Origin of the sequence: Porphyromonas asaccharolytica DSM 20707 (assembly GCF_000212375.1) — a bacterium.
Classification (GTDB): domain Bacteria; phylum Bacteroidota; class Bacteroidia; order Bacteroidales; family Porphyromonadaceae; genus Porphyromonas; species Porphyromonas asaccharolytica.
In genome coordinates, this window is the sequence record NC_015501.1 from 2115429 (window position 1) to 2139480 (window position 24052).

At 53.7% G+C, this 24052-nt stretch carries 24 protein-coding genes; 23 read left to right on the forward strand and 1 reads right to left on the reverse strand.

What is annotated here, in order from left to right:
• Positions 1–26: 26 nt before the first annotated feature.
• Positions 27–419 carry an ISAon1 family transposase N-terminal region protein gene (locus PORAS_RS08275; RefSeq protein WP_013760729.1) on the reverse strand — a complete coding sequence of 131 codons (393 nt, stop codon included), beginning with the start codon at positions 417–419 and terminating at the stop codon, positions 27–29.
• Between the two features lie 291 nt (positions 420–710).
• Between PORAS_RS08275 and rpmB the strand changes: the two genes are divergently transcribed.
• The 23 genes from rpmB to PORAS_RS08385 all read left to right on the forward strand — a co-directional run bounded on the left by rpmB (position 711) and on the right by PORAS_RS08385 (position 24044).
• A complete protein-coding gene (gene rpmB, locus PORAS_RS08280) occupies positions 711–959 on the forward strand; it encodes a 50S ribosomal protein L28 (protein WP_004331861.1) in 249 nt (82 codons plus the stop codon).
• A gap of 32 nt (positions 960–991) precedes the next feature.
• On the forward strand, positions 992–1180 hold the full coding sequence (rpmG, locus tag PORAS_RS08285) for a 50S ribosomal protein L33 (RefSeq protein ID WP_004331841.1): 189 nt from the start codon (positions 992–994) through the stop codon (positions 1178–1180).
• A gap of 42 nt (positions 1181–1222) precedes the next feature.
• Positions 1223–1375: a DUF4295 domain-containing protein gene (locus tag PORAS_RS08960; RefSeq protein WP_004331849.1), complete on the forward strand. Its 153-nt coding sequence runs from the start codon at positions 1223–1225 to the stop codon at positions 1373–1375.
• Positions 1376–1642: 267 nt separating this feature from the next.
• A complete protein-coding gene (locus PORAS_RS08290; protein ID WP_013760908.1) occupies positions 1643–2530 on the forward strand; it encodes a nucleoside phosphorylase in 888 nt (295 codons plus the stop codon).
• 237 nt (positions 2531–2767) lie between these two features.
• On the forward strand, positions 2768–3091 hold the full coding sequence (locus PORAS_RS08295; RefSeq protein ID WP_004331864.1) for a YtxH domain-containing protein: 324 nt from the start codon (positions 2768–2770) through the stop codon (positions 3089–3091).
• A gap of 167 nt (positions 3092–3258) precedes the next feature.
• Positions 3259–3726, forward strand: coding sequence for a hypothetical protein (locus PORAS_RS08300; RefSeq protein WP_013760909.1), 468 nt, complete (start codon positions 3259–3261; stop codon positions 3724–3726).
• 14 nt (positions 3727–3740) lie between these two features.
• Complete coding sequence (locus PORAS_RS08305) at positions 3741–4181, forward strand: hypothetical protein (protein WP_004331833.1); 441 nt, start codon at positions 3741–3743, stop codon at positions 4179–4181.
• A 354-nt stretch (positions 4182–4535) separates the two neighbouring features.
• Positions 4536–5231, forward strand: a complete 696-nt coding sequence (locus PORAS_RS08310; RefSeq protein WP_013760910.1) for a hypothetical protein — start codon at positions 4536–4538, stop codon at positions 5229–5231.
• A 9-nt stretch (positions 5232–5240) separates the two neighbouring features.
• Positions 5241–6161 carry a hypothetical protein gene (locus tag PORAS_RS08315; RefSeq protein ID WP_013760911.1) on the forward strand — a complete coding sequence of 307 codons (921 nt, stop codon included), beginning with the start codon at positions 5241–5243 and terminating at the stop codon, positions 6159–6161.
• Positions 6158–7579, forward strand: a complete 1422-nt coding sequence (locus PORAS_RS08320) for a TolC family protein (protein ID WP_013760912.1) — start codon at positions 6158–6160, stop codon at positions 7577–7579. Before PORAS_RS08315 ends, PORAS_RS08320 begins: the two co-directional genes overlap by 4 nt.
• Before the next feature lie 598 nt (positions 7580–8177).
• Positions 8178–10649: a hypothetical protein gene (locus PORAS_RS08325; protein ID WP_013760913.1), complete on the forward strand. Its 2472-nt coding sequence runs from the start codon at positions 8178–8180 to the stop codon at positions 10647–10649.
• A gap of 25 nt (positions 10650–10674) precedes the next feature.
• A complete protein-coding gene (locus PORAS_RS08330) occupies positions 10675–12210 on the forward strand; it encodes a leucine-rich repeat domain-containing protein (RefSeq protein ID WP_013760914.1) in 1536 nt (511 codons plus the stop codon).
• 25 nt (positions 12211–12235) lie between these two features.
• Entirely contained in the window at positions 12236–13270 is a 1035-nt protein-coding gene (locus PORAS_RS08335) for a hypothetical protein (RefSeq protein WP_013760915.1), read from the forward strand.
• A gap of 40 nt (positions 13271–13310) precedes the next feature.
• Positions 13311–14288 carry a hypothetical protein gene (locus PORAS_RS08340; protein WP_013760916.1) on the forward strand — a complete coding sequence of 326 codons (978 nt, stop codon included), beginning with the start codon at positions 13311–13313 and terminating at the stop codon, positions 14286–14288.
• An 81-nt stretch (positions 14289–14369) separates the two neighbouring features.
• Positions 14370–15380 (forward strand): hypothetical protein, encoded by a 1011-nt coding sequence (locus tag PORAS_RS08345; RefSeq protein ID WP_013760917.1) that lies wholly within the window; start codon positions 14370–14372, stop codon positions 15378–15380.
• Between the two features lie 1073 nt (positions 15381–16453).
• Positions 16454–16879: a 6-pyruvoyl trahydropterin synthase family protein gene (locus tag PORAS_RS08350; protein ID WP_004330923.1), complete on the forward strand. Its 426-nt coding sequence runs from the start codon at positions 16454–16456 to the stop codon at positions 16877–16879.
• Position 16880: 1 nt separating this feature from the next.
• Positions 16881–17486, forward strand: coding sequence for a 7-carboxy-7-deazaguanine synthase QueE (locus PORAS_RS08355; RefSeq protein WP_013760918.1), 606 nt, complete (start codon positions 16881–16883; stop codon positions 17484–17486).
• Between the two features lie 14 nt (positions 17487–17500).
• Positions 17501–19498, forward strand: coding sequence for a PorE family type IX secretion system protein (porE, locus tag PORAS_RS08360; RefSeq protein WP_013760919.1), 1998 nt, complete (start codon positions 17501–17503; stop codon positions 19496–19498).
• A gap of 20 nt (positions 19499–19518) precedes the next feature.
• Positions 19519–20085: a dTDP-4-dehydrorhamnose 3,5-epimerase gene (gene rfbC, locus PORAS_RS08365; protein ID WP_013760920.1), complete on the forward strand. Its 567-nt coding sequence runs from the start codon at positions 19519–19521 to the stop codon at positions 20083–20085.
• The gene (gene rfbB, locus PORAS_RS08370; RefSeq protein ID WP_013760921.1) at positions 20082–21242 is read left to right on the forward strand and encodes a dTDP-glucose 4,6-dehydratase; all 1161 of its coding nucleotides are present in this window, start codon (positions 20082–20084) and stop codon (positions 21240–21242) included. Before rfbC ends, rfbB begins: the two co-directional genes overlap by 4 nt.
• On the forward strand, positions 21239–21796 hold the full coding sequence (locus PORAS_RS08375; protein WP_004330913.1) for an FAA hydrolase family protein: 558 nt from the start codon (positions 21239–21241) through the stop codon (positions 21794–21796). The genes rfbB and PORAS_RS08375 overlap by 4 nt, the downstream gene beginning before the upstream one ends.
• 36 nt (positions 21797–21832) lie before the next feature.
• On the forward strand, positions 21833–22480 hold the full coding sequence (gene rpe, locus PORAS_RS08380) for a ribulose-phosphate 3-epimerase (protein ID WP_013760922.1): 648 nt from the start codon (positions 21833–21835) through the stop codon (positions 22478–22480).
• A 43-nt stretch (positions 22481–22523) separates the two neighbouring features.
• A complete protein-coding gene (locus PORAS_RS08385; protein ID WP_013760923.1) occupies positions 22524–24044 on the forward strand; it encodes a ComEC/Rec2 family competence protein in 1521 nt (506 codons plus the stop codon).
• Positions 24045–24052: the final 8 nt, after the last annotated feature.

Here is a 24052-nt window from a genome sequence, read left to right on the forward strand (position 1 = left end):
AGGCGACTTGCCCGATACTGGTGGGCTTAGACCCAATCAATTTCTTTTAAAAAATTGCCGAAAGCCTTGGTCGCTTTCATGCCTTTTTCATTGTATGAGTAGCTGTTGGAGTAGCTCTTTTCCTCTTGTCGCTGGTCCTGTTTTACCTTCCAGCGACGACGCTTGAGGTAGAGGAAGACCTCCTTGCCCATAGCTGGGAAGGTCTGCAACTCAATGTAGTTCGTATAGCCGTCTAGGACTATCTTTGAAAGATCTCCGTTGACCTCTTTTTTCAACTCTGCGGGGATATGGGCAGCGTCATCTTTCTCTACCATAAAGATGCGGTAAATGCCGTTTTCTTCAACCAACTTCTCGAAGTTAAAGTCTCGGAGAATTTCTTGTGGAGCGAATAGCTCAATCCAATCTAGTTCTTTAGTCATATTTGAGGTGGTAAGGGGGAGGGCGAAAAGCTCTCCTCATTCATTTGGGGGTGCAAGTTAATCAATTCACTTCAGTTAGTTTTTTGCGTGTGGCTTCTCCCCCAGCACCTCAAAATAGGAATTAGCCTTGCGATGCGATTTTCGGGGCTAAGATTCGATGAGCATTTGCTTTTGTCAAAATAATTGCGTTACTTTGCAGTCTGATTGCAGACCCACACCAGATGATGCTAATGGCTGGGCTGTGTCGATCTCAGAAACATCGTAGAAGTATAAAAGAAATACCACACCGTCATGTCTAAGATATGTCAGATCACCGGTAAGAAGGCTATGGTGGGCAATAATGTATCCCACTCAAAGCGTCGCACAAAGCGCACCTTTGACGTTAACCTCTTCCGCAAGAAGTTTTACTGGCCCGAGGAGGATCGCTGGATCTCTCTCAAGGTCTCAGCAGCTGGGCTCAGGCTCATCAACCGCGTAGGACTCAACGAGGCTCTGCGCCGTGCTAGCGATGCGGGCTACCTAAGCATCAAGAGCAAATAAACCACTCACTCCTTTAATCACACTCATTTACTATGGCTAAGAAAGGTAAAGGCGATCGAGTACAGGTAATACTCGAGTGCACAGAGCACAAAGAGAGTGGCATGCCAGGCACCTCTCGCTACGTCACCACAAAGAATAGAAAGAATACCACACAGCGCCTAGAGCTTAAGAAGTACAATCCTATCCTCAAGCGCTACACACTACACCGTGAGATTAAGTAATCATCTCTCCCCTTCCTACTAACAAAATAAGAACTAAGTACAATGGCTAAGAAATCGGTCGCAACCTTTAGAACGGGCGATGGTCGCTCATACTCGAAGGTTATCAAGATGGTCAAGTCGCCTAAGACTGGTGCTTATACCTTCCAAGAGGAGATGGTACCAAATGACCACGTACAAGACTTCCTCAAGAAGTAATCTGCATAAGCATATAGAGACGCTACCATAGAGGCCGGGGCTACAAACATACACCCTCCTCTACTCGGTGAGCGAATACCATACAGAGAGCATAGATACGACGTTGTATCTATGCTCTCTTACTTTATATCGAAAGTATGCGGCACTCGTATCTCTTAGACTTCGCAAACATCGGTTTATCGAAAAGATTTTTCGAGAAGACGAGGAGATGTAGCGGAGTTTTTGTATTTTTGGGAAGTCATCATTTACTATAAACGGAATACAGCTATGAGTACACAAAACCGCATCATACCTCCCAGCGAACTGATCGTCAATGACGATGGTTCGATCTTTCACCTTCACCTGAAACCCGAACAACTAGCTGACAAGATAGTCCTCTGTGGCGACCCAGCGCGTGTGGATATGATCGCATCGCACTTCGACTCGCAGGAGTGCTCGGTAAGCAATCGTGAGTTTCACTCCATCACGGGCACCTATCGCGGCAAGCGGATCACCGTGCAGAGTCACGGCATCGGCTGCGACAACATAGAGATCGTCATCAACGAGCTAGATGCACTCGCCAATATCGACTTAGAGACCCGTCAGGTACGTCCTAACCACCGTAAGCTGACGATGGTACGTGTGGGTACCAGTGGCGGTCTGCAACCTGAGACCCCGATAGGCACTTACGTCGCAGCACACAAGGCGATCGGCTTCGAGGGTTCGCTCTTTTTCTACGCCAATACGGAGGCAATAAGAGACCTCCCCTTTGAGGCTGCGCTCAAGGAGCAGCTACAGTGGCCGATCAAGGGACTTGATCCCTACGTGGTCAATTGTAGTGAGTCTCTTTATCAGCAGATCGTCGGTGACTATGGGGACATCGTGCGTGGCTGTACGATCGCTGCCAACGGATTTTACGCACCTCAGGGACGACAGCTGCGTCTACCTCTTGCTGACCCAACGCTGAATCAGAAGATCGAGGCCTTTGAGTACGAAGGACAGCGCATCACCAACTTTGAGATGGAGTCGGCTGCTCTCAGTGGTATCGGCAGCCTCCTCGGGCACGACACGCTAACCGTCTGCTACATCATCGCTGGACGTCAGAATCTGAATATGAACACCAACTACAAGCAAGGTATCGATGGGCTCATCGAGCTCGTTCTAGAGCGTATCTGACGAATAGAGCAGCGGATTGGTTCCTTTAACTAAAAGTTAATCTACCCTTTCTGCTTGTCGTATGACTATTTTTTCGTACCTTTAGAGTGTCGGGATGATTTCTCCTACCTTCGTCCTTAAGTACATGGTAGTAGAGGTAAGAGAGTCCATCAAGACACTATGAGATGGTCCGAAGAGACTTACAGACTACACAAACTAGAACAAACTTATATTCACAATATAAACAACAGAACAAATATGAATAACACAGGACGTATAGCATTAGGCATCGCTCTCGGAGCAGCCATAGGAGCAGCTATCACTTACCTCTCTGACCGCGACAAGCGTGATCGTCTCTACGATGATCTCAGCACCACGGCAGATCGCACGCGTGACTCGCTGGTAGAGGGATACTATGAGGCAAAGGATCGATTCGAGACTTATCGCGACAAGCTACAAAAGCGTGGCGCAAAGTTTGCCGAAGAGGTCGAGGAGCAGTTCGACGAGACCGTGGACAAGGCTAAGGAGACAGCCAGCAAAGCTAAGGAGACTGTCGAGGAAGCTAAGAAGGCGGTCAAGTAAGTTCTCGGACTGAGACAATTTCCATTGAGGAATACACAATAGGACTTAGAGGGTAGCATGCTCATCCGCACAAAGAGACCGCAGGTCACTTACGACAGATGAGTACGCTACCCTTTTGGTCATTATCCTCTCACCTCTAGCTTCTAACCTCTAAGCTCTAACTTCCTATGCAAGACTTTAATATATCTCGCTTTATCTACCATACCAAGGAGTACCTCAAGGCATCCGCTCGCCGAGTAATCTACTCAAGCACTGATGCGGGCATGAAGGTCGCAGGAAATCTCCTTACGATACTTCTAGTACTGTCGTTAATGCCTTTCGTGATGATCCTCCTACTCTTCGCTGGAGTAGCTGGTATCAATGCCTGGCTAGAACTAGGTTGGGGGTGGAGCTTCCTCATAGGTGCTGGAGTCTTACTACTATTAGTAGTCATCACGCTGTTACTGCGCAAAGCCATCGTGCGCACCATCAGTACCAGTATCTATCGCAAGGTATACAGTTCGCTAGCCAAGCTAGATGACAAACTACGCCCACAGCCGATGGCATCCGAAGAGGAAGACTCAAGTTACATTGCTCCTAAGAGCAAAGGAGCCCTCACCCCTACCGACGAAGCATCCACCACGCAAACCCGCTAACCTGACCATCTAACATGAAGAAAAGAGTATCATATCAAGACTTCCAAAGACGTCAGAAACTCGCCGAGGCTGATCTCGTAATCGCTGAGCGTGCCTGGCAGAGAGACTTAGGATATATCAAAGGGCTAGGCATCAAGAAGACACTTATCAATGAGGCAAAAGAGCAGATAGCTCCTCCAGGCTCTCTACTAGGTCGCCTACTCACGCCATCGACACGTAAGCAGCGACGTAAGGGGAACTCTCTACTCTCTAAGCTCACTGGAGGCTCTAAGCAATCTACCTATAGTTCTCTGACACAGAGCGATCAAGACGGAAAGAGCTCCCAAGGAGTGACACAGCGAATCATCAATACCGGTTTGTCTCTCGCTAAGCCAATCCTATGGACCGTAGGACTAGGCATGGCAAAGGGCTTTCTTCGCAGAAAGTTTAAGCCTCTTCGCTTCATCCTTCGCTAAGCGCTCTGAAAAACCTCTCCTCCTTTACAAATCTCACGAGTAACGATTTGTAAGGATGCACGGCTCGTGTCGAGTCGGAGAGTGTCCGTCCTCGTATCTATGAGGTCAAAAACTTAACAACAACGGACACACTCTTGCTAGACACTCAGTCGTGCGTTCATACGAAGATTGCTACACGTTAGCATCTTAAGCCAGCTCATAATGAGCTTTTCGAAGTTGAAGACTAGAGGCTCCAATCGCTTATTTCACTACCTTTGCGGAGCGTAGGAAAGAGACATAGCGCCCATTCAAGGTCATGCGATCGTCTCGCCTTAGTTTAAGTTTCTCTTAGCGTGGCACTTTTTCTGAAGCTTTATGCACCTCAAAAGTAGATATCTTCTTATCGTCTTACTGGCATTCATTTGTCGTTCGCTCGTAGCGCAGGAGCGAGCCGCTCTAGAGCAGCTTTATCAACCGATCCTCGAGCGGCCGCTAGGCGTAGCCCCCGCCGTCAGCGACAGTGTCTGGGAGCAACTCCTACAGAAAGCTCTAGACGCCCCCGAGACCACCGTCACCTTGCAGACCAAGGCACAGGACTCTCTGGAGATGCGGATAGACAAAGCGCGTCTCCGCTGCACGATCTCCATATCAGGTCTCCTCACCTACGAGCTACTACTCGCTCCCTGGCGCACTCAGGGCGAGCAGCCTTTACTACAGATCACCACCCTCGAGCAGCCCTATCGAGTGAGTCAGCTCACCGCCTTCCTCCCCAAGCAAGAGAAGCAGTGGGTGCTAGACGCTACTATCCCATACACAGACTGGCTCATACACACCAAGGAAAAAGAGCCCGTCCTCTCCCCTTCCGAGTCCCTTTTGTCTCAGCTAGCAAAGATGCCGCTCGTGTTAACCTTTGCCACAGAGCAAGGCAGACGAGCGGTCAGGATCTGTGCGACTCCCTCCCTGGAGGGCTGGACTACAAAGGAGGAGACCAAGCGCATCGAGTCACTCATCAGTACATCGCCCCTATCCTATCAATTGACACGGCGGGGCATCTTGAAAAGAATCAAGTAAGATCACCCCATGGCTAGACTAGACAACAAGCACATCAAGTATATCATCGCAGGAGCTGCCCTCGTGGTGCTCCTCGTCATCGTAGGTGCATGGATATATATAAGGAGTGAGCGACAGCAGATGCAGAGCGTGCAGAGCGAACTGGTCGACATGGAGAAGCAGCGCATGCAGCAAGAGCTAGACGAGCTAGCAGCACAGTATCAGCTACAGTACGAGAAGCTCGCGTCATCGTCAGGCGAGACAAGCCTCTCCTTCGACAATGATGAGCTACTCGCTCAGCTTGAGAGCGAGCAGGAGCGTGTCAAGCAGCTAAGCCAAGAGCTAGCCACCGTCAAAGCCTCCAACGCTAAGCGTATCAGTGAGCTAACCGGCGAGATCAACACACTCCGGGCTCTACTCCGTAGCTACATCGTACAGATCGACTCTCTCAATGCGACCAATGAGCGACTAGTTGCCGAGAATCAGCAGGTCAAGGAGGACTACTCCCGCATTAGCAGCGAAGCTTCACGACTCTCTGAGGAGAAGGCTGCGCTATCAGACCGTGTCGCCATCGCAGCCCGCTTAGATCTCTCTGGGCTCACAGTCTCTTCGCTCAATGGTCGTGGCAAACGCACCTCACGCATCGACAAGGTGGAGACACTGGCGGTCTCCTTTACGATCAAAAAGAATGTCACTGCCCCCGTCGGCAACAAAGCAATTTACGTACGGATCCTCAACCCCAACGATATGCCGATGAGTGGCGAGGGGGGCGCCTTTAGCTTCGAGGGGCAGACCCTTCAGGCGACAGCCTCCAAGAGCATCGAGTACACAGGTGAGGACACCCCCGTCACCATCTACTACCAGATTACGCAGGCGCTCCTCTCAGGGAGCTACCGAGCAGACGTTTTTGCCGATGGGCATCGCATTGGCCATACCACCTTTACCTTATGATGAGATATCTATTGACGCCCCTGCGAGGCTTGCTTGTACTCGCACTCAGCTGCATACTCAGCAGCTCCCTCTATGCGCAAGGCAACTCACTCAAGCTGTCGCTACATGACTGCATTCGCTATCATCAGACGAGTCCAGTACCATCGGCACAACTAGAGGCACAGCGACAAGCAGCGCATGCTACACAGCTCAAGGCTCAGAGTAACTTCTTCCCCCAGATTTCCCTCTCGGGCGGATGGCTCTACACACCAGCCAAGCTTAAGCCTTTCTCCGTCGACCTCTCCTCCTGGCTTCCACCGATGCAGACACCAAACCTACCAGGAGTGCCCACTCTAGGCGAAGCTCAGTCTTGGCTCGATGATAAGATGAGCCTCGAGCTAGGACACGTCTTCTACGGCTCCCTCTCGCTACGTCAACCCATCTTCGCCGGTGGTCGCATCTATAACGGTGTACGCCTAGCACGGATCGGAGAGAGTGCGGCTGAGTACCAGTGGACTATACAGCAGCGCAGCGAGGAGGAGCAGATCGCCAAGACCTATTGGCAGGCAGTCCAGCTACAGGAGCAGCTCAAGGCGATCGCTCAGTTCAACGATATGCTAGACAAAACACTCGCAGACGTCTCAGCCATGAAGGAGCAAGGGGTCGTAGCGGATCGTGAGGTGGTCTCCGTACGGGTCAATCGCAACAACGCCAAGCTACAAGAGGGCAAGCTACGAGAGGGCTTGCAGGCACTGCTTATCCTACTCAAGCATCAGTGCCGTATCCCAGCCGACCAAGCCATAGAGCTTGCGCCCGACTTCACCCTCGCCAGCCAGCAACCGATCGATCCATGCCAACCCAAGCTATACAGCACGATCAATCCTATGGAGCGTGTCGAGATCAAAGCTGCCAACCTAGCCGTCGAGGCGGAGCGGCGGCGTGCCCAGATGGCTCTCGGCGAGATGCTCCCCGAGGTAGGCTTCACAGCACAGCTGCTCACCATGTCGCCCAACCCTATGGACGGCTTTAAGAAGCAGTTTGGCTCTACCTGGATGGTTGGCGTAGCCGTGCAGATCCCCATCACCGGCATTTACCAAGGCTGGCAGAGTCGCACTGCAGCGCTTGCCAATCAGCAAGTACGTCAGCTAGAGCTACAAGATGCTGAGCGTGCTATCCAGATGCAAAACGAGCAAGCCTCACGGCAGCTCACCGAGGCACTCGCCCGCTACGCCGAGACAGAGCAGATCCGGACCGATGCGCAGCTCAACCTCGACCTCTCGACCGAGGGACACAAGGAGGGCGTCGTCACACTTGAGACGCTCTCACTAGCACAGCGCAACTGGCTCGAGTCGGAGATGCAGTACATCGAGACCTTCGTCGCTGTGCGCCTAGCGCAGGTCGCTGTCAACGTCGCCACCGGCCAAGCCATAGACCTCTAGCACCCACGACACGACAACTCCTCTACACAGAGCCGACACACTATGAGTCCATTGACTCTGTAATAAGCTCACCATAGCTAAGCATCTTCCACAAAGGTCACGGATCAGTCCGTGACCTTTTTTTGTACCACGCAAGGAACGAGTAACGAGATGTAGGGACGCACGGATCGTGCGTCCGTTGTATCACGACCCTCGACATCGTTGCTCGGCTCATCGGGCGAATGCCCACGTGGAAAATCTCAAATCCCTACGTGGAAAATAAAAAATCTCTACGTAGGCGAGAAATAAAACTTCGGAAGAATCAAATGAAACTTCGGAGGAAATTTTTCTTCCCTACGTGGAGAATAAAAAATAGCCACGTGGAGATTTGAGATTTTCCACGTGGCTATCGTGCAAAAGTCGTTTCTTAACTCCGCAAAGCTCACGAGCTTGTGAGATTTGCGGAGCACAATTCCCTGAGACTATTGCGCTAGAATAAATTATTATCTATATTTGTAGCGCTGTTTTCCACCTAAAGGTAGTAACCTCAGAGAGAGCCTTATAGCCCTGAAAAAGGACGATAACCACGAATCTATAAACACTAAACTATAATAACGCTATGGGTTTGAAAACTACTACTTGGCAATCATCAGTCAAAGCTCGACGAATGCTCATCGGGAGCTTACTGACAGCGCTCGCGCTCATTCCATCTATGGGAGCTCTCAAGGCTCAGGAGCAGATCATGCTCGTTGCAGCCGCAGAGCAAAATCAGTGGAAGATCACCGTAGAGGCCGACACCGAGGTCTGGGCCGACTGGAATGGCAACGGACAGAAGGACGACAACGAGCTCCTCACTTCTGGACAGCCAGCTGAGCAAACGACCGCATCCGCCACGCTCAAAATATATGGAGCGGTTCAGAAGTTGAGTGCTCCGAGCAACAACATTCAGAGTATAGACCTCGCACAGGCCACTTCGCTCGTTGAGATTGACCTGGCTCACAACAACCTCGAGGATTTTGAAGCCTCAGAGTGTGAGAGCCTCTCCGTAGTAAATGTAAGCTACAATCAGTTCGAATGGCTCGACTTCTCGTACAATGAAGCGCTCACCAAGCTAGACTGTAGCTACAATGAGAGTCTGAGTGGACTAGACCTACCGGATGGACTCAAAGAGCTCAGATGTAACAACGGAGCTATATCCTCACTATCCCTCTCCTCACTCTCTCAGCTTACCCTCCTAGACTGCTCGGCAAACTCGTTGCAGTCGATAGATCTATCTCAAAATACAGCACTTCAGTACCTCTACCTACGGGGTCTGGACCAGATACCTCAATTCGCTGGTGGGCTACAGATATCTAACCTCTCCAATCTGGTGGAGCTTGACTTCTCTGGATCTACATTTACTTATGTAGAGTGCCCGCAGTCGGAGAGTATGAAGGTCTTCAACTGTAGCAATACAAAGCTGGACATCTTCAACGTGGCTGGCTTCCCCAACCTTGAGGAGCTCTACGCTAGTGGCTCTATGATCCTGACGCTAGACATATCTCAAAACAACAAGCTCAAGAAGCTCACCTGCGATCGCGCACAGCTTAAGAAGCTAGATATGCCTACAGATCCGCAGCTAGAGTACATCGACATACACAACAACCACTTGCTCCTCGATGGCATCAAGAAGTTTGTCGAGGCGCTCAATGACCGCACGGGTCTATCAGAAGGTACCCTCATACTCATCGATAGCTACGAAAAGAGCGAACTCAACCCCTACGACGACGAGACGCTACACGCTATCATGGACAAGAACTGGGCTCCCTATGACTACAAAAACGGGGAGAAGGATGGACTCAACCCACTCAGACCATCTGACATGCCACTCTCTCCATACGTCACGGATCAGCCTAAGATCGTCCTAACGAGTGACGCTACCTCGGGCCAGTGGGATCTGCAGATCGAGATGAGAAACGATGACGACAAGAAGTCCGTCTGGATCGATAGAAATGAGAATGGAGCGTACGACGAGGGCGAGGAGGTCACAGACTTCAACAAGAGCCTACACTTCCCGCACGAAGCACAGGTCATCACGGTATATGGTAACGTACAGAACTTCTTCTGCTATGCCAACAGCCTCACAGCTCTCGACATATCCCAGTGCCCCGACCTAGAGATCCTCGACGCCTCTGACAATAAACTCGCCACGATCGATCTGAGCGCAAATGGTCAGCTCAGAGCTCTCACTCTACATGGCAACATGCTTACGGAGGTGGATCTATCGCACACGCCACACCTCTTCCGATTCTACTGCAACAAGAACAAGCTCACCCAGCTAGACCTCTCCAAGACGCCCGACCTGATACAGCTCAGATGTGGTAGGAACGAGCTGACGCAGCTAGACGTCTCGATGCTTACGCAGCTCAAGTACTTCGACTGCACAGGCAATAAGCTCACGACGCTTGACCTGACGCACTCTGAGGACTTGACCAACCTTCTTTGCGCAGACAACCAGCTCACAGCTCTAGACCTGACAGCTTGCGCAGACCTAGAGGAGCTGACTTGCTACAATAACAAGATCGCCACGGCTATCGACTTCACCAACTGTAAAGTCATTAGAGAGGTAAGCCTCTTTGGCAATCAGATACAGAGTGAGGAGATGCTACAGACGGTTAGCTCACTGCCACAGAATGAGCAGGCTGAGAAGAAGGCGTTTTACGGCATCGACACAACCCTCGAGCCAAAGGACGGCAACGTAGTCAGCAAGAAGGCGGTAGCCACTCTTGCCGAGAGAGGCTGGATCTGCTACGACTTCCAGAGCGGTGCCAACGAAGGTAAAAACGTCTACGCAGGCTCCGAAAATGTAGCCATTGATGCACCACGAGCTCACGCTGAGCAGATCATTTACCTCAGTGACTCGCAGGAGCTACTGATCCCGACATGCTACACAAGCGTAGCTATATACGATGCTACGGGTACACTCATCCGCTCTCTAGAGGGCGCTAGCCGTGCAGACCTCTCTGAGCTACCTGCTGGGCTATATGTCGTGACTGGCGTTACTGCCGATAGCACGAGCGCAAGCACCGCTATGACAATTGTCAAGGAATAACATAACGCTGTCTACTACCAATACAATGAATATAGTACGCAACTTCTGGGCATTCGCCCTACTACTCTCTGTGGCTCTCTTGCCACAGAGAGCCTTCTCTCAAGACGTGCAGAGCCTCCCGAAGATGGAGCTACAAGTCATACCTCAGAGCGCACTATCGATAGTCATCACCGCTGGAGACAAGGAGGCAACCGTATACGTCGATGAGCACCGCGGCTCTCTCGTTACGCACAAAGTGCCCGCGGGCGAGGACTATACACTCTTAGTCTCCTCGGCAACCAACGAAGCGACGATCTATGGAAATATCGTATCGGCCAAGATGGTAGACCAAAAGGTTTACGAGATAAAGGTCGACGGTATGAAGTCACTAGAGGAGCTATCGGCTTTTTCCTGTGGACTTAACGACTTATATCTCAAGGGGTGCGACCGCTTGAGATCTCTCTACCTGACGCAGAACAATCTCTCCGAGCTCTCTCTGGCTGAGACGCCAGCACTCCAAGAGCTCAACGTCGGGTACAACGTGCTCCGTGAGCTAGACTGCTCACCATGCCCTAACCTGCTCAAGCTCATCTGTAGCAAGAACGATCTCTCTAAGGTCAATATCTCTGGATGCACCAAGCTCAACGAGATAAACGTACAGATGAATAAGAAGCTCACCACCCTCGACCTCTCCGCCTGCAAAGCGCTCGTGGGACTAACCTGCGCTAGTACGGGTATCACTGATATTGATGTCTCTGGGTGTGAAGATCTCATCTTCGTAGACACTTCCTTCTCCCCCATCCAGCGGTTCAAAGCTCGTGGATGTAAGAGTCTTCAGACGCTCAGCTGCTATCAAAACGATCTCTACAACATAGATCTCAAGGGCTGCGAGAGCCTAGACAAGCTGACGCTACAGCACAACCCCAACTTAGGTCTTCTAGACATCAGATCACTCAAGCGACTCGTCACGCTACTCTGCTCTGACTGCGGACTAAAAGAGATCAAGATAGGAGATCTGCCCAGCCTCGAGGAGTTCTACAGCTTTGACAACAAGCTCGTCTCGCTAGACTTCTCTGGAGCGCCCAACCTCCGAGAGATACAGTGCGACAACAACAAGCTGCAGTCTCTACAACTAGCCAGTTCCATGCCGCGGTTAGAGCTAGTCTCCATCGTCAAGAATGACCTCTCCGCCTGCGCTATCGACAGCCTCTGCGTAGCTCTTCCCGAGAAGGAGGAAAGCGCACCGCTCCGCATTGCAGCCAATCCAGGCGCTACAACGAGCAAATCTTTCCTAGCCGTCGACAAAGGGTGGAACGTAGACATCTTCGGCAATGGAGAGGGCTGTAGCATCAACATCGGCGTAGAGTCCCTAGAGCGTGCCGAGAGCCTCTGCCTGATCGACGAGACCGGTATCACCCTCCTCCCCGAGAGTGCGCTTTCGGACGTAGCACTGTATAGTCTGGAGGGCGAGACGCTCTACCACTTCGCAGCTCAGGAGACACACCCCTCACGCCTCACACTACCCTCTGGGCGCTACCTACTTAGAGTCGGCGAGATGACACGTCTTGTCATCATACCCTAATCATACATCAGCAAATCTGTAGATTATGAAGACAACTACATACAAGGCACTACTCCTATGCCTGATCCTACCCTTCATAGCGGTGACCAGTTATGGGCAAGAGTCGTTTGACACCAGCCGTTACATAGAGCTCACCACAACGCTGGGTGCAGGGGAGAAGGTACCTATCGCTATCAATAAAGATGCTTGGGTTGATCTCAACGCCAATGGACAGCAAGACGAAGGCGAGGTGCTCAAGCTAAAGCCCATTGACGAGGGACCCGACGAAGGCATACAGCTATTTACCGTAACCCTATCGGCACAGACCTTTAGGATCTATGGCAACTTCAACGAGATCATACTACGTAAGTGGAGACTCTCCAAGATCGACGTCAGTCGTATGACACAGCTCACCTACCTAGGCGTACCTTATAGTAAGCTGGAGCAGATCGATCTATCGGCACTGACCAAGCTCAAAAACTTCGAGGGACGCAACAACCGGTTTGCCGAGTTAGACCTATCGCACCAGCCCGACCTAGAGCTAGTAGAGGTCATCTCCAACGAGCTCACCCTTCTAGACCTTAGGCAGAAGCCGCATCTCTACTTCGTCGGAGTAGCGCACAATGCGATACGAGACGAGGCGATGGATCTACTGGTCAATGCGCTACCGATGCGTAGTGAGGGCGAGTTCAACGAAGGCCAGCTATACGTCTTCACGCTCAATGAGCCTACCGAAAAGAACTATATGACCGACCGCCAGGCCGCCATAGCTGACGGTAAGTATTGGAACGTGCAGGCCTGGGACAAGTCTCGTAATGACTGGGTCAAGTACATGGGCGAGCCTACAGCAATCACAGCGGTAGCTGCCGCTCCGACGGCGCTTAGAGCCCTCTACTCAGGCTCGGCACTCGTTCTCATAGGTACTACACTCGATGAGCCTATACAGATCTACAACTATTCGGGAGCCCTCCTAGCCACTTTCGCAGGGGATCAGGAGACGACCACCTATCCCATAGCATTACCTGCAGGTAGCTACATCATCACCCACTGCGGAGCGACAGCCACACTGCAAGTCCTATAAGTTTATCTCTCACAATCGAACCAATCAAGCATATTAAGCTATGAACAAACTAGCTACACGACTCATACCCCTCACACTGCTCTTGTTGCTACCGCTCAGCACCCAGCTGCGTGCTCAAGTGACGCCAGCACCTATCGACGGACCTCGTCTTACCTTGACGACCACCCACCCCGCTGGCTACCAGCTGGGTATAGCCTTCATACCGCACGATGAGACCGTCTGGGTAGATGTCAATGGCAACGGCATTTGCGACAGAGGCGAGGGCAGAGCCAAGGACAACGTTGGTAAGACAAACATCATGATCATCACGCTTGTCAAGCCGAGCGTCACGATCTATGGTCCCGTAGACGCCATCCGCTTTGGAGGCCTAGACCTCATAGGGATCGATGTCACCAAGATGCCTAAGCTAAAAGAGATCCAGTGCTTCAACAATCAGATTGATCATCTAGACCTCTCTGGGAGCACAGGACTACAAACGCTCTTTTGCTTTCAAAATCAGATCTCCTCGCTAGACCTCTCTGCATGTAAAGAGATACGCGACATACGTTGCTTCTACAATCAAATCGGAGAGGGAGAGATGAACGCCCTGATGCGTAGTCTCCCCGACCGTGCTACAAAGAAGAAAGGATTCATCATAGCACTCGACACGACCAATCCGGAGGAGCAAAACGTCTGCTCAGTAGATGCCGTCAAGGTCGCTCTAGACAAGAACTGGGAGGTCAATGACTTCCACGGGGACAAGGATAACTGGACAGGCGTGCCTTACAAAGGCTCTCCCTCAGCGCTCCATGAGTTACTTCCTGACGCCCCCATCGTCTACTACGACGGAGCTACTCATGCGCTAGTCTTGGCTGGCAACACCGGTGCTCCCTACGCACTATACTCGGAGACAGGCTTACTGCTGACCTCTGGGGTTCTAGACGCTAGCGGTCAGTGTCAGATAGCGATGACCGCCTATCCCGATGGAGCTTATATCCTCAACCTCGGAGGCGAGAGTTTCAAGATTTACCACATCTAGGTCAGAGAAGTGATCCACGTGGGGCGTGTCTCCTAAATGTGGCATGCCCCACCCACTACGACCACATACCCGCACACCACTATGTCTCGACATCATATCACATATCTCATCTGCCTGCTCTCGCTACTGGCACTACCAGCCCTCGGGCAGAACCCCTTCAAGCCAGTCTCTACCGATGGCGACCGCATCGTCCTAACCACCGCCATAGAGCGTGCTGACGACATCACATTCACCATACGTCCTATAGAGCATGGCGTCTGGGTAGATCAGAATGGCGATGGGCAGTTCCAAAGAGAAGAGATGGCCAGCAACCCTGAAGATGACCTCAATGATCCAGGACATTTCCTCGTATCCTTTCAGGTCACATCACCTCAGATCACGATCTATGGCAAGATAGACCAGCTCCTCATCCCTAACTGCAAAGTGACCAACGTAGACCTAACACACGCCACAGCACTCAAGACTCTAGAGGCTTACCGCAATGAGATATCCTCGATCACGACACCGGCTGGTCTACCACTAGGAGATCTCTGGCTGGCAGACAACAAGCTGCAGGGGATAGACTTCTCCAACTGTAGCAAGCTATGGTTCATCGAGCTCTACAACAATCAGATCTCAGAGCAGGCTATGACCAAGGCCTTTAGCACCTTGCAGCACGCAGCACCCGTTGCTGATCCCGAGCTAGAGATCCCCGAGCCGACCATTCAGGTGATCGACACGCACAGCAACCATGAGGGCAACGTATGCAACGTCAATGCCGTGGCTCATGCCAAGAGCCTTGGCTGGGCCGTTTACGATCTAGCAGGAGATACCCAAAACTGGACTGGAGTCCCCTACGAAGGTTCGCCTGTGGGCATCACTCCCATCTCGTCTCAGCTGCCGACCTACAGCCGTACGCCTGGAGCGATCAGACTAGATGCGCTAGAGCCGCACAGCACCATCACGCTCTACGATATGGAGGGCCGCACGCTGCAAGAGTTCACTACGTCCACGAGCACCGTCACGATCCCCCTATCAGCCGAGCAGACCGCTACGCCCTACCTATTCACGATCCAGTCGCCTGAGGGGCAGCGAGTGAGTGTCAAGCTCTAACCACGCATGGCAAGCCGTCGGTCGCAAAGGCATCGTATTTTATAGTTAAGCGACTCTTACAGACGATAGCCACGTAGGAAATTCGAAATCCCTACGTGGCTATTTTTCATTCCCCACGTAGGGATTGAAAAGTTCCTCCCTTGGAACTGAAAAGTTCCTCCCTTGGAACTAAAGAGTTCCTCTCTTGGAACTTTAAAGTTCCAAAAGAGGAACTACTTTTGGAACTCGTATCTATCACACGTTCAGCACAATAAAACAAGCTACACCAATAGCGACTTAACGAATTGAGGAAATGGGTACAACTCCTCTTACGTCTGTTTTTTTTACCTTTGCCGAGCAACGAAAGAGATCAATACCTGTCAGTAAGTCTATCCCTAAGTTATGGCTCTGTTTTTTCTTTTGCTACTTCCATATTATACACTAGCGAGGGGACTCAACACCTTACGCTTGTTCGGGCTCTCTTGGAGCGATCTCAAAAGGGGGAAGACTTGATCGAACTCGCTCACCTCTAAACTGAAGTGCGCAGATATCTGTGACGGGGTCTTATTGATTGTGCTATCTCTTGTTGCTTTAGGAGCTTTGTCTTCGCTGTCACTATACGAGGTCGGGGTACCTCTGGGATATAAACTTATAAGTAACACCTTCCTGCCTGGACTTTTTACAGGGTGGGCTCTGGAGCTCTTACGTTGCCATAGCGCTGATTGCACATTCAATGGGAAGCAAGCAGTTTTCCTCACCCTAACGATCGCGATCTTGCTCGGGTCGCTTTATTGGCTATGGGTAGAGGTGTCCTATTGAGTCTGCTGTTCAGCCCCAAGGGCTAGCATAAAGAAAGCTGTGTCAAAGCACTACGAGTAGCAACTTAACGTGTAACGATATGTAGGGACGCACGGGAGTGTCTAGCTGGAGGGCGTCCGTTGTATCAAAGGTTACAGCGTCGCAGTATCTTAATGGGGATGGACGCACGAGCCGTGCGTCCCTACACATCGTTACTCGTGAGACTTGCGGGAGCTTCGTAGCGTGAGGGATCTTTGCGACAGTCTTCTTTTTCCTTACCTTTGTGACACTTAACTATGACGACAGTAGAGAGATATCACGATATAAGCATGGGACATCGTGTCGTGGGACACGAGTCGAAGTGCCGCCACCTACACGGACACAACTACCGAATACACTTCACTTGCTCCGCAGCACAGCTCGATGAGCTGGGGCGGGTGATCGACTTTGGCGTGATCAAGGAGCTCCTCTGCATGTGGCTGGAGGAGCATTGGGACCACAAGATGATGATCTACGATGAGGACCCACTACTCCCTTCGCTACGGGAGCTGGTGCCGGAAGATCTGGTCGTGGTGCCCTTTAACCCGACAGCCGAAGCGATGGCGCATTACCTCGTCGAGACGGTTGCTCCCGCACAATTGGCTGGCACGGGCGTGACGCTCGTCAGTTGCCGTGTCGAGGAGACGGCACGATGCAGCGCTACCTACTCACTACCTATATAATATGCAGCCGCTACCGGTCAACGAGATCTTCTACAGCCTCCAGGGCGAGGGAGGACAGATGGGACGCGCGATGCTCTTCGTGCGCCTCTCGGGATGCAATCTCACTTGCGACTACTGCGACACAGACTTTGCGGGGCATCAGCTTATGACCGCTTCGGAGATCTTAGCGCAGCTGGGGAGCTATCCCTGCCGTGACATTCTTTGGACTGGTGGCGAACCGACCTTAGCGCTGCGGGAGGAGCATATAGCATTCTTTCACGAGCATGGCTATCGTCAGTCTATCGAGACAAATGGCACCCGCCCCATGCCTCAGGGGCTGGACTATGTCACCTGCTCGCCCAAGCCAGAAGCAATAAGTGGCCTGCGGGAGCGTTTTGTAGACAACTACCCTGACGGCATCGATGAGGTGCGCTGGCCCCTACAGTTGGGCGCTCCCCTACCCCCACCCATTGAGCAGTTGGCCGAGGCACGTCGTTACTATGTCAGCCCCGTAGAGGAGACGGGCGTAGAGATGTCGGCCGTTGTGGCACGCTGTATGGACTTCGTTCTAGCCCACCCCGAGTGGCGGCTCAGCGTACAGCTACACAAGTTGTTAGGGTTTCGCTAAGTAAACGGTTTGCTATGAAGGTCTCGTCGTCACATATTCGCTGGTTGCTCGTGCTACTCCCGTGCGCTATGGCGCTCTGTAGCTTGATGAGCTGCAAGAGTGTGACGCTGAGCAAGGCGGAGCTGTACGACCATACGGGACGCTACGCTCTCGCTGCCGATAGCTACTACACGCTCTACCGCCGCACCTCTCGCAAGAAGCCTGAGCGACGGGCTTACCTAGCCTTCAAAGCAGCGGAGAACTACCGACGACTGGGCAACACGCCCCGCGCGCTCAACTGCTACAACCTAGCCCTCTCGGGCGACTATCCTGACTCGATCCTCCACCTACGCATTGCTCAGGAGCTACAACAGTTAGCACGCTGGCGGGAGGCGGGCAAAGCTTACGAACAATTCCTGGAGTACTACCCGCACGACTACTTCGGACGTATAGGTCTGGCGAGCGTGCGTCAGGCCGATTCGCTCCTCGCCCACCCCACGGGACACACGGTTGAGACGGATCGTCTCTTGATCTCGCCCTATGCAGAGTTTGCCCCTTGCTATGCGCCCGATGGCACGACACTCTACTTCACCAGTAGCCGGGTGCCTCTCCGTGATATGCTACAGGAGAGCGAGGTGACGGGACTGGGGACGAACAATCTCTTCATGATCAAGCAGGACGCCTCGGGCAAGTGGTCTCGCCCAGACAGCGTGCCGGGCAGTATCAACACCGCCGAAGATGAGGGTACGCCCTCCATCACATCAGACGGCAACACGCTCTACTACTCCTATGCTGAGCAAAGCTCCACCTACGACCGCACCGTGCAAATCTACAAAGCCTCCAAGTCTAGCCAAGGGGGCTGGGGCAAAGGTGAGCGCGTGCCCATCTGGGAGGACTCGCTACGTATGGCGGCGCACCCTGCCATTGACGCTTCGGGACGATACCTTTACTTCGTGAGCGAGGGAGCTGGCCTTGGTGGCAAAGACCTTTACCGCATAGCCCTTAGCGAGCATGGCTGGGGCAAGCCGGAGAACCTCGGCAACGAGATCAATACACCTGGCGACGAACTCTTCCCGACGATGGTAGGCGACAGCACCCTTTACTTCTCCTCCAATGGACGTGTGGGGCTGGGCGGACTAGACCTATACAAAGCGCAGATGGACTCGCTCGGCGGGTGGCAGGTGACGCATCTGGGCGCTCCGATGAACTCCCCCGCCGATGACTACGCCATCACCTTCGCTCCGAAGCCGCAATCGGGCTTGGCGGAGGAGGGTTACCTCTCCTCGACTCGTGGCGACCAGCGTGGACGACCACATCTCTACCGCTTCTCATTGCCCGCCACCATCATACGCATCGATGGCTTCGTGATGGATCGTGAGGGGTACGGCATACCGCAGGCGACGGTACGCATTGCCGATGAGCAAGGTTTGCTCGCCACACCCATTGTCTCGACACGTGACGACGGCTCTTTCGTCCTTGAGATCGCCGGGTCCAACCGCTACGTGCTACACGCCTCGCACCCGGACTACCTCAACCAATATATGCCGCTCGTGACCGACAGCGCCACCGAGAGCACCGACTACCTAGTCGACTTTTACCTAGCTTCGCGCTTGCACTCGGAGCAGATCCACGACATCTACTACGACTTCGACCGTGCTTCGCTGCGCCCCGAGGGCAAGAAGAGTCTCGACTACCTCATCACACTCCTGGAGCAAAACCCCGACGTGCGCCTAGAGCTGAGCAGTCACACAGATCGCAAGGGTTCGCAAGCATACAATCAAAAGCTCTCACAGCGTCGTGCACAGAGTGTCGTCGACTACCTCATCGCCAAGGGCATTGCCGCCGACCGCTTAGAGGCTCGTGGCTACGGCAAGGAGCGTCCCTACGTGGTGACCAAAGGGATGGCGGCACGCTTCGACTGGTTGCCCGAGGGGCAGGAGCTAACGGCCGAATGGGTCGACACGCTGACCGAAGAGCAGCAGATCGTCTGCGATCAGCTCAACCGTCGCACTGAGTTTACCGTCATACAATAATATATAGAGTGACCTAAGCAATGATACATTACCAAGCTGACCTAGACCTAGCGGGTGTCTACCTCATCGAGCCAGACTGCTACGGCGATGCGCGTGGCTACTTTGCCGAGACTTACCGCACGGCAGACTTTGCAGCGACCGTCTCGCCTAGACCTTGGGTGCAGGAAAACGAATCTTCCTCCGTCCGTGGCGTCTTGCGTGGTCTGCACCTACAGCGGGGCGAAGCTAGCCAGGCGAAGCTGGTGCGCTGCGTAGTGGGCGAGATCATGGACCTGATCGTTGACCTACGACGAGACAGCGACACTTACGGGCAGTGGCGCAGCTATCATCTCTCGGAGACAAACCATCGGCAACTCTACATACCGAGAGAGTTCGCGCACGGTTTCCTCGTACTCTCGGATCAAGCGAAGTTTCTCTATAAGGTGGACAACGGCTACGCCCCCGAGAGCGAGCTCTGCATACGCTATGACGACCCGCAGCTGGCGATCCCCTGGGAGTCGTGGGGCATCGCACCCGAGGAGCTGATCCTCTCAGACAAAGACCTACGCGGCATCTCCCTAGCCGACTACACCGCATCTCTATTATGACGCAACAGACCATGACTACATACCGACACACCTACGCCGTGACTGGAGCCGCTGGCTTCATCGGTACTAACCTCGCTTACTACCTGAGCGAAGCTCTTGCCCCAGACGAGCGCATCGTCCTGATCGACAAACTAACCTATGCGGGCAACTACCGCTCCATCGAGCCGCTCATCGATAACGAGCGGATCATCTTCGTGCAGGCAGACATCTGCGATGCCGAGGCGATGGACGACCTCTTCACCCGCTACGCGCCGCACTACCTGATCAACCTTGCGGCAGAGAGCCACGTTGATCGAAGCATCGAGGACCCCGCCATCTTCGTTCGCACCAATATCCTCGGTGTGCAGACCCTGCTAGACACCATTCGCAACCATTGGTCTACGACCAGTGGGCGAGGATCTTATCCCGTATGGCAGGAGGGGCGCATGATGCTGCAGGTCTCTACGGACGAAGTGTACGGTTCGCTTGGTAAGGAAGGCTTCTTCGTAGAGAGCACCCCCCTCGACCCGCGCAGCCCTTACAGTGCAGCCAAGGCTTCGGCAGATCTTCTCTGCAAAGCGGCCGTTCACACGCACCATGCGCCAGTCGTCTGGACCAGATGCTCGAACAACTATGGACCCTACCAATTCCCCGAGAAGCTCATCCCGCTCGTCATACGCCAGTGTCTCCTCGGCAAGGAGATCCCGATCTACGGCACGGGCGAGAATGTGCGTGACTGGCTCTACGTGACCGACCATTGTCGTGCGCTGCACCTTGTGGTGACTCAGGGGAAAGCGGGTACGGCATACAATATCGGTGGGCACAACGAACATACCAATCTGGAGATAGTCCGCATCATCATCGACAAGCTACACGATCGGCTGAGCAAGGAGCCGGCACGCGCCGAGCGTATCTCTGAGATCTTAGGCGCTCAGGTTCAGCCCGAGCTGATCAACGAGCAGCTGATCACCTTCGTTCGTGATCGTCTCGGCCACGACGCCCGCTACGGCATCGACCCCACCTTCATTCATCAGGAGCTAGGGTGGCTCCCCTCGATCCCCTTTGCTGAGGGCATCGGCTACACGATCGACTGGTACCTCGACCACTTCGACTGGGTCAAGGGGATCACCGACGAAGACTACCAGCACTACTACCAGCAGATGTACAGCGGACGATGAAGGTCTACGGCATAGACGACGCATCGCGGCTCTTTTACAAAGGCGAAGCACTCCTTCGCCCGGGCTACCCCTTCTTCGTTCCTCACCTCGAAGCGGAGTGGTGTGCTATCCCTTCGCTCGCTATCAAGATAGGGCGTACGGGCAAGTGCGTGGCGCCTCCCTTTGCTGAGCGATACATCGAGTCTTGCGCTGCCGGCTGGGACATCACCTGCCGCTCGCTACTCGCTGAGCTGCGCGAGACAGCCGCTCCGTGGGAGCGCGCTAAGGTGTACGACGGTAGTGCCGTAGCCCTCGACTGGCAACCCCTTGACACAACGCTCGCAGAGCACTACACGATAACACTCTCCGAGCAGAGCTGGGCGCTCTCCCGAGAGACAATCTGCCAAGCCCTTTCGCTCCTCTCCGAGTGCCTCACCATTCATACGGGCGACATACTCCTACTCAACGCGATCCCCATAACAGAGGCTCCCGCCATTGCCCCCGAGCAGCAGCTCTCCCTCACGCTACAAGCTGGCGAAAAGCTTCGCTCCACTACCCTACTACGCATCAAGTAAAGCATCTATATAGAATCGTCTAAAAACCCCTTCACTATGGCTATTGTATCTCCCTCCCTCCTCAGTGCTGACTTCCTGCATCTCGCCGATGAGATCACGATGATCAACGAGAGTCAGTGCGACTGGCTCCACATTGACGTGATGGATGGTGTATTTGTCCCAAACCTCTCCTTTGGCTTTCCTATCATTGAGGCGATACGCCCCATCTGTCAGAAGCCTCTCGATGTGCATCTGATGATCGTCGAACCGTGGAAGTTCATCGACCAGTTTGCCAAGCTCGGCATCTACATTATGAACGTGCACTACGAGGTGTGCCCTCACCTGCACCGCACGCTGCGTGCTATCCGTGAGGCGGGTATGCGTCCAGCCGTCACGCTCAATCCACATACCCCCGTGGAGCTCCTCACCGACATCCTCTGCGAAGCCGACATGGTGCTCCTCATGAGTGTCAACCCCGGCTATGGTGGGCAAAAGTTTATCGAGCAGTCTATCCGCAAGGTCGAGCGTCTGCGCAAAATGATCCAAGAGCAGGGTCTCTCCACCCTCATACAGGTCGACGGCGGAGTCAACCTCGAGACAGGTCGCCAGCTCATCGAGGCGGGTGCCGACTCGCTCGTGGCGGGCAGTGCCGTCTTTAAAGCTTCCAGTCCTCAGGAGATGATCGCACAGCTAGACGCTTTGTAGACCCACCTTGCACTACCTCGTCCGAGGGCTACACGCCACAATCATGCGCCCAGCATTGGTGACACTCCTGTCGCTAGTGCTGGGCATTTATCTAGGTAGTCTCGAGCTACTAGCGGCACAGTGGTACTTCCTCGGTATCGCCGTGGCGACGCTCCTCCTCGTCCTCTCTAGACTTTGGCGCAAAGCACTCCTCGCTGGCTCCACTTGGTACCTACTCCTCCTCTGCACAGGAGCTTGTCTAGCCACCATACCACGAGAGCGAGTAGCGCAACTACCACAGCCCTGCGAAGGGGCGACTTACCTCGTCACCATCTCCCGTCCGCCCACAGCGCGTGAGCAGGGCTCCCGTGCCGAGGCTATCATCGAGCAGGCGACAGACCCGAGCGGATCCGTCCTAGCTCACTGGAGTGGCCAGCACATCATGCTATACCTATATGATGACTCGCTGCAGCTCACGCCTCGCACCAGCTACCTCGTCCGTGGACGGCTCACACCACTAGAGCAAGTCTCCTCGCCAAGCTATCAGCACTACCTCCTCTCACGAAAGGTTTCGGGCGTGCTGTCCGCCTCCACAGCCGAGCTTTGTAACGAACCAACGACCACCCACTGGTCGCTCTGGGATCAACTACGCTACCGCGCCTATACCCTCCAGCAGCGTATCGGTAGCACGCTAGACGAGATTGACCGACTCACCCCGCTACAGCGAGAGACGCTCCGTGCCATCTGCCTAGGCGATCGCTCCGAAGGTACCGTTGCAGAGGCACAGTTTCGCTCTGTAGGCGTCGCTCATCTGCTGTCGGTCAGTGGCTTTCACGTTGGGGTCATCCTACTGCTCATCTACTGGCTCATACGCTATCCGCTCCGACTCATACGCAACGTCCACACCGCTTACCTTCTGCGCTGGAGCCTGACCCTCGTAGCGGTATGGATCTACGCTTTCATCTGCGGACTCTCCATCCCGACACTCCGTGCCTCGCTCATGTTCTCGATCTTTGCTGTGGCACGTCTCTTGGGGCGCTCCACCGATCGGCTCAACGTCTGGGCGCAGGCAGCCGTCCTCCTACTTATAGTCTCACCCTACGCACTCTTTGACGTAGGCATGCAACTCAGCTTCGGAGCGGTGCTAGCCATCTTTGTCACTTGGGGCGCACTCAACCAACGCATCACGCCGAGTAGTTCCCGTATCGTCAGCTACCTTTACTACCTCATCGTCACGACCATCGCCGTACAACTCTTCGTCTGGCCTATCCTCGCACGGAGCTTCGGCACCACAGCCGTCTGGATGCTCCTCGCCAACCTCCTTCTGTCGCCTCTCGCCACGCTACTCATCATCACGGGACTGGTCACCATGGGACTGCTCGCCATCGGACTCCCCACGAAGCTCCTGCCGATGCTTCTCGTCGGTGTGAGCGACCTCACCAGTGGAGCGATGGCACTCCTCGAGCAACACTTCACCGCTCAGCTCACCATCGCCATGCCGCTCTGGCTCTGCATCGCTTACTACCTCCTCCTCTACGCCTGGGTGCAGTACCTCCTGGCACGCCCCCGCCCCATACGCGTCTAGCGAGCTAC